Annotated in this window: 7 protein-coding genes; all 7 read right to left on the bottom strand. The window is 67.0% G+C overall.

The features are described 5' to 3' along the window. Positions 1–147: 147 nt before the first annotated feature. The 7 genes from ACLQ62_RS02725 to ACLQ62_RS02755 all read right to left on the bottom strand — a co-directional run bounded on the left by ACLQ62_RS02725 (position 148) and on the right by ACLQ62_RS02755 (position 6,389). Positions 148–1,383, bottom strand: a complete 1,236-nt coding sequence (locus ACLQ62_RS02725) for an RNA polymerase sigma factor (RefSeq protein ID WP_411720127.1) — start codon at positions 1,381–1,383, stop codon at positions 148–150. Positions 1,384–1,398: 15 nt separating this feature from the next. Beyond that, positions 1,399–1,824 carry a YciI family protein gene (locus ACLQ62_RS02730; RefSeq protein WP_411720128.1) on the bottom strand — a complete coding sequence of 142 codons (426 nt, stop codon included), beginning with the start codon at positions 1,822–1,824 and terminating at the stop codon, positions 1,399–1,401. A gap of 331 nt (positions 1,825–2,155) precedes the next feature. Continuing rightward, positions 2,156–2,848, bottom strand: a complete 693-nt coding sequence (locus ACLQ62_RS02735) for a nucleoside/nucleotide kinase family protein (protein WP_411720129.1) — start codon at positions 2,846–2,848, stop codon at positions 2,156–2,158. Continuing rightward, entirely contained in the window at positions 2,835–3,707 is an 873-nt protein-coding gene (locus ACLQ62_RS02740) for a sugar phosphate isomerase/epimerase family protein (protein WP_411720130.1), read from the bottom strand. The genes ACLQ62_RS02735 and ACLQ62_RS02740 overlap by 14 nt, the downstream gene beginning before the upstream one ends. Before the next feature lie 8 nt (positions 3,708–3,715). Next, entirely contained in the window at positions 3,716–4,654 is a 939-nt protein-coding gene (locus tag ACLQ62_RS02745; protein WP_411720131.1) for a sugar phosphate isomerase/epimerase family protein, read from the bottom strand. 5 nt (positions 4,655–4,659) lie between these two features. Then, on the bottom strand, positions 4,660–5,412 hold the full coding sequence (locus ACLQ62_RS02750) for an ATP-binding cassette domain-containing protein (RefSeq protein ID WP_411720132.1): 753 nt from the start codon (positions 5,410–5,412) through the stop codon (positions 4,660–4,662). Continuing rightward, complete coding sequence (locus ACLQ62_RS02755) at positions 5,409–6,389, bottom strand: ABC transporter permease (protein ID WP_411720133.1); 981 nt, start codon at positions 6,387–6,389, stop codon at positions 5,409–5,411. Before ACLQ62_RS02755 ends, ACLQ62_RS02750 begins: the two co-directional genes overlap by 4 nt. Positions 6,390–6,484: the final 95 nt, after the last annotated feature.

Below are 6,484 nucleotides of genomic sequence, written 5' to 3' on the forward strand. Positions count from 1 at the left end.
GGCTCCCACTCGCGGTCCGGCCGACAATCATCAATTCGCTCATGTTCTACTTCGCTTTCCCCACACCCTCACCAGATGTCTCACGACCATCCTGGCAAGCAGCGAACAACAGCCGCGCGTGGTGAAAACACCCGCGCAGCGCTGCGTTCACAGGGCGGCCGCCTTCGCTCGCAGCACCGCGCTTTCCCGCTCGTTGGCGGCGAGGCCGGCGGCAGCGAGGAGTTCCGCACGCGCCTCCTCGGTGCGGCCGAGCCGGGCCAGTAACTCCCCGCGCACGCTCGGCAGCAGGTGCGAGCCGCGGAAAGCGCCATCGGCGACCAGCCGGTCGACGATGCGCAGCGCATTCGCCGGACCGGTCGACATCGAGACCGCGACCGCCCGGTTGAGGTCGATGACCGGGCTCGGCGCGATCCGGCCGAGCGCCTCGTAGAGCAGCACGATCCGCTCCCAGTCGGTGTCGTCGACGCTCGCCGCGGTGGCATGGCACTCGGCGATCGCCGCCTGCAGGCTGTAGCTTGCCCGCCCGCGACCCAGAGCATCCGCTCGTTGCAACGCCGCCTGACCACGCCCGATCTGCGCACGGTCCCAGCGCGACCGGTCCTGGTCGGCGAGCAGGATCGGGCTGCCGTCGCGGGCGGTGCGTGCGGAGAATCTCGACGCCTGGAACTCCATCAGCGCAACGAGGCCGTGCACCTCGGGCTCACGGGGAAGCAGGCCGGCGAGCACCCGGCCCAGCCGCAGCGCTTCGTGCGCGAGTTCGGTGCGGATCCACCGGTCGCCGCTCGTCGCGGCATACCCCTCGGTGAAAAGCAGATAAACCACGCCGAGCACCGCACTGAGCCGGGTCGGCCATTCGGCCGGATCAGGTGCTTCGAACGGTACTTTTGCGGCTGAGAGGGTTTTCTTCGCACGGACGATCCGCTGCTGCACCGTCCCCACCGGCACGAGCAGCAGCCGCGCGATCTCGTCAGTAGTGAGACCGGCGACCACCCGCAGGGTGAGCGCGACCTGCGCCTCCCGGGACAGAACCGGGTGGCAGGCGGTGAACACGAGCCTCAGCACGTCGTCGTCGATCGGCTGCCATTCGTCGTCGCCCGCCTGCTCGAGGTCGTGGGCGATCGCACGGTACCGCTCGTCGAGCCGCTCCCGGCGCCGCCAGCCGTCGATCGCTTTGCGCTTCGCCACCGCGGTGAGCCAGGCGCCCGCGTTCTGCGGAACGCCGAACTCCGGCCATTGCTTCAGCGCGTCGACGACGGCTTCCTGCGCGAGGTCTTCGGCCAGGCCGACATCCCCGGTCATCTTAGCGAGCGTCGCGACGATACGCGCGCCCTCGATGCGCCAGACGGCGTCGATTGTGCGACGGATGTCAGGAGTCGCGCTCACGGGACAGCTCGCGGTTCAGACCGTGCCGAGTTCCTGCCGCCAGCCTTCTTCCTTCTTGATGTACTCGTTGTCGGCGAAGTCCGCGAAGTCACTCATGTCGGTGACGCGGCGCACTTCGAGCTTGCTGCCCGGTCCGAGCGGGCAACGGCTCGCCCACTCGACGGCCTCCTCTTTGCTGCCGACCTCGAGGATCCAGAAGCCGCTGAACAGCTCGTGGGTTTCACCGTAGGGGCCGTCGGTGACGATCGGGGTGTCAGCGTTGAAGTCGACGACGAACGCGTCGCTGAGATCGTCGGCGAGCCCTTCGCCAGCGAGCAGCACGCCGGCCTTGATCAACGACTCGTTGTATGCGCCCATCGCGTTGATGATCTTCTCGAAGTCGGCCTTCTCGTATTCCTTCTTCGCGGCGTCCGTTGAGCGCATGATCAGCATGTACTTCATGGTGTTCTCCTTCGTGGCGGGGGCCGCCCATGCGTCCCTCTGTTTATGCGTCGAACGGGAGCGGGCCGGATCGACATCGCTCCGAAAAATACTCGGAAAAGGTTGCCGGGGCCATAGCTGGCGCCTTCGGATGCCGGTTCGTGTGGCGCGGATGCCGGTTTCTGGATCCGAAAATCGGCCCCTGCGACAGATGAACCTGCGCTGGCTCCGGAACACCGCTTCGTGTGGCGCAGATGCCGGTTCCTCGTCTGACAAACCGGCATGTGCGTCAGATAAGACCGGGACGGCACAACCTCTGCCGTGCCCGTCCCCATGGTCGCCGCCGGATGCGTCAGACCGAGACGATGGTGGTGTCCACCCCGGAGATCGTCAGCGTCGCCCGCTCCCTCGACGGTTCGATCATCGCCGCATTGGTTCCGTCAACGGTGCGGGCCCACGCCTCGGCGGCCTCGGCGGACCGGCCGTGCCGCTCGTGCCGGTCGACGAGCCGCCGCAGACGCTCCGCCTCCGAGGTCTCGCAGAACCACGACTCGGCCAACAACGGTGCGATCTGCGACCACGGCTCCTGATCGATGAGCAGGTAGTTGCCCTCCACCACGACAAGACGAGCGGATGCCGGCACGGCGATCTCCGCCGCGATCCCCTCGTCGACCCGGCGATCAAAGCTCGGGGCGTACACCTCGTGGTCGGTCTCGACGAGCACCCGGCGGAGCAGGGAAACGAACCCCCAGCCGTCGAAGGTGTCGATCGCTCCCTTGCGGTCGTGGATGCCAAGGCGATCCAGCGTGGCGTTGGCGAGGTGGTACCCATCCATCGGGAGGTACACGGCGACGGGAGCCGCGGCATCCGCCCCCGTCAGCTCATTGACCCGGTCAACCAATTCGCGGGCCAGCGTCGTCTTACCGGCCCCTGGACTCCCGGTGATACCGAGCAGAACCCGGCGTTCCGTCCCAACCAGGTCGAGCGCGCGGCGGGCGAGGGCATCCCAGTTCCCCGCGCTCGACTCCGGCCTAGAAGTCGCCACGGTTCGCCGCGAGCATGGTGCTCAGGTAGGTGTGGGCGTGCTTGGCGAGGGCCGGGCCGTCGTTCCACAGATTGCGCCAGATGGCCAGGTCGTTCGACAGGGTCGGTGACACGACGGCCGAGGAGAACGACTCGAAGGTGATGGCGCCGGCGTACTCGACCTGGGCGAGGGCGTGGAAAAACGACGTGAAGTCGAGGTGTCCGCTGCCGAGGTAGCCGCGGTGGTTCTCACCGACGTGGATGTAGCCGAGGCGGTCACCGGCGAGCAGGATGGGCCGCACGAAGTCGTCCTCTTCGATGTTCATGTGGTAGCTGTCGAGGTGGATCAGCACGTTGTCCTCACCGATGTCATCGGCGAGCGTCAGCGCCTGGCTTGCTGTGTTGATGACGTTGGTCTCGTACCGGTTGCAGACCTCGAGACCGAGCGTCATGCCCTTCGACTGCGCCTCCTTGGCCAGGTCCTGCAGCACGGCGACGACGTTGGCCCGGCCGGCGGTGCTCAACGGCTGGCCGTACTTGCCGAGCGCACTGTAGAGCGCGCCGGTGAAGTGGGTTCCGCCGAGGTCCGCGGTGATCTGCAGCGAATCCTGGAGCAGCTTGGCGCCCTTGGCAACGGTCCCCGGGTCGCTGCTCGAGACATCCGCGTCGAAAGCGAGCCCGCGGGAGCAGACGATGTCCATGCCGGCGGCATCGAGCGCCGATTTCGCGGCGGCGACATCGAGATTGACGGCGTCGTGCAGCGACAGTTCAAGGATGTCGTATCCCGCCTTCTTCGCTTCGCCGACGGTGTACTCCACCTCGTCTGGCGTGGTTCCACCGGAGAAGACGAGAGCGTGCACGCCGAGTTTGTTGACAGTCATGGGATTCCTTAGTGGGTAGAGACGAGCGGTCGAGGAGAGAGTTGGGCGTGGGCCCGGTGAGCCGCCGCGAGGCCGGTGCGAAGGAAGTCGTTGGCGCTGCGGGCGAGATCCGCGGGGTCGTCCCAGAGATTCCGCCACAGCCCGATGTCGTCCGACGTCTCCTGGCTGACGATGTCGCTGGAGAAGGATTCGAACGTGATCGGACCGGTGAACCCGCTGAGCACGAGCTGACGGAACAGTCCGGGCCAGTCGATGCTGCCCGAACCCAGATAGCCGCGGTGGTTCTCAGCCGCGTGGATGTAACCGAGCAGGTCGCCCGCATCGCGGACGGCGGTCGCTTGGTCGGTCTCCTCCAGGTTGGCGTGGAACGTGTCGATGTGCAGCAGCACGTTGTCGGCCCCGAGCTCAGCGATGAAGTCGACGGTCTGCCGTGCGGTGTTCAGCAGGTTGCTTTCGTATCGGTTCACGTACTCCATCCCGAGACGGATGCCGGCATCCTCGGCTTTCGCTGCCACCCGGCGCAGCACCGCGAGGGAGTTGTTCCGGCTCGCCGGAGTCGCCGCGTGCGTGTACTTGGCCATCTTCGAATACAGCACGCCGCCGATGTAGCTGGCGCCGACGCCGCGGGCGAACGTGATCGCGTCGTCGAGCATCCGTTCACCGCGATCGGAGCTGGCGGCATCCTCTGTGTTGATGTCGAGGTGCGCACCGAGCGCCAGCGACACGACCGCGTCGATGCCGTGGTCGGCGAGCAGGTGCCGGGTGAGCGCCAGGTCGGTCGTGCGGGGGTCGCGCACGGGGATCTCGATCAGGTCGAAGCCGGCCCGTGCGCTCTCGCGGATGGCGTATTCGGCCGAGGCCGGAGTCCAGTCGCCGACCCAGACGCCGGCGTGGATGCCGATCGGGTTGGTGGGCGCACCGGAGGACTGCGCGTCGGGGTGGCTCACGACACTCACGCGGCCTTGGCGCCGGTGATGAGCGCGACCAGTTCGTCACCGTCTGTCTCGTCCGAACGGCGTTCGGCGACGGCGAGGCCGGCCCGCATCACCCAGATGTGGTCGGAGAGCCGCATGACCTGATCGAAGTTGTGGCTGATCAGCAGCACCGCGACACCCGAGTCCCGCAGGGTGTTGATCACTTTCTCGACGCGCGCGGTCTCCTGCACGCCGAGTGCCGCGGTCGGCTCGTCCATGATCACGATCTTGCTGCCCCACCCGGCGGCCCGCGCGATGGCGACGGCCTGGCGTTGCCCGCCAGACAACCGGCGCACCTTGCTGGTGACCGCCGGCGCGTTGACCGACAGGTTGTTGAGCAGATCGTGTGCCGTCGACTTCATCTGCTTGCGGTCGAGCGTCTTGAACGGCCCGGCGCCCTTGGTGAGTTCCCGGCCGAGGAAGAAGTTCTGCCACACGGCGAGCTCCTCAACGAGGGCCAGGTTCTGGTGCACCGTCTCGATGCCGTGCTCGCGGGCCAGGTTTGGGGTCTCGAAGGTGACATCCTCACCATCCAGGGTGATGGTGCCGGTGTCGGGGCGGTGGATGCCGGACAGGCAGCGGACGAGCGTCGACTTGCCTGCACCGTTATCGCCGATCAGCGCGGTGATCTCGCCGCGTCGCATCCCGATCGATGCGCCTTTGAGGGCATGGACTCCGCCGAACGATTTGGTGATGTTCTCGGCGGTGAGAACGAAATCTGGAGTGGTCATTTCTTCTGGTACCTCGTCAGTAGGGCGGCCAGGACGACAACGAGTCCGACGGCGAGCGGCTGGTAGAACTGGGACACACCGAGGAGGGTGAGTCCGTTGGTGAGAGCGGTGAGCAGCAGCGCACCGATGATCGGACCGACGATCTTCGCCTTTCCGCCGGTGAGGCTCACGCCACCGAGAACGACGGCAGCGATGGAGTTCAGGAGGAACTGGGTGTTGATGGCCGGCTCGGCTGCACCGACGCGGGCGACGAGGAGGAGCGCGGCGACACCGGCGAGGCCGGCGGCGATCAGGTAGACGGCGATCCGCACCCGGCTGGCGCTGATGCCGTTGGCGATGGCGCTTTCCTCATTGCCGCCGACCGCCTGCACGTGCAGGCCGAAGCGGGTGCGGAACATGACGAACCAGGCGGCGACGCCGATGATCGCGGCGAGGATGATCGGGTAGCCGAAGATGCCGAGCGAGCCGGAGGTGAGCACGAGCAGCTCGGGCGAGCTGACCGCGATGGGCTTTCCGTTCGACACGATCAGGGCGAGACCGGTGGCGACCGACAAGGTACCCAGCGTGGCGATGAAGTCGGTGACCTTGCCCTTGGCGATGAGGAGACCGTTGACCAGGCCGATCAGGCTCGCGGCGAGGATGGTGATGATCGCCGAGAGGAGAAAGCCGAACCCGGCCTGCCAGGCCATGCCGAAGCCGATCGCACCGACCGTCATGGTCGCGGAGATGGAGAGGTCGATGCCGCCGGTCGTGATGACGAACGCCTGGGCGATCGCCAGCACGACGAGGATCGCGGCGGCGACAAGCATCGCCCGGATGTTGCCCAGGGTGAGGAAGCTCGGGCTCAGGATCGAGAACACGATCACCAGGGCGACGAGCCCGATCGGTGCAGCGTTCTCAGCCCAGAAGCTGATCTGGCGGGCCTCGGCGAGCAACGACGGTTTCGTCGCCGGCCGTTCTTCCAGGGTTTTAGTCATGATGCTCACAATTCTTTGATGGCGATTCGCGCAGGGGGCGGGGCCCGGGTGGTGGGGCCCGGGGGGGCGGGGCCCCCCCCCCCGGTGGCGGGGGG

The sequence above is a fragment of the Mycetocola sp. genome (assembly GCF_046716805.1).
GTDB lineage: Bacteria > Actinomycetota > Actinomycetes > Actinomycetales > Microbacteriaceae > Mycetocola_A.

Bases quoted from the DNA above. Each gene is read 5' to 3' on its own strand.
- ACLQ62_RS02730 (WP_411720128.1), bottom strand. From the start codon at position 1,824: ATGAAGTACATGCTGATCATGCGCTCAACGGACGCCGCGAAGAAGGAA.
- ACLQ62_RS02740 (WP_411720130.1), bottom strand. From the start codon at position 3,707: ATGACTGTCAACAAACTCGGCGTGCACGCTCTCGTCTTCTCCGGTGGA.
- ACLQ62_RS02750 (WP_411720132.1), bottom strand. From the start codon at position 5,412: ATGACCACTCCAGATTTCGTTCTCACCGCCGAGAACATCACCAAATCG.
- ACLQ62_RS02755 (WP_411720133.1), bottom strand. From the start codon at position 6,389: ATGACTAAAACCCTGGAAGAACGGCCGGCGACGAAACCGTCGTTGCTC.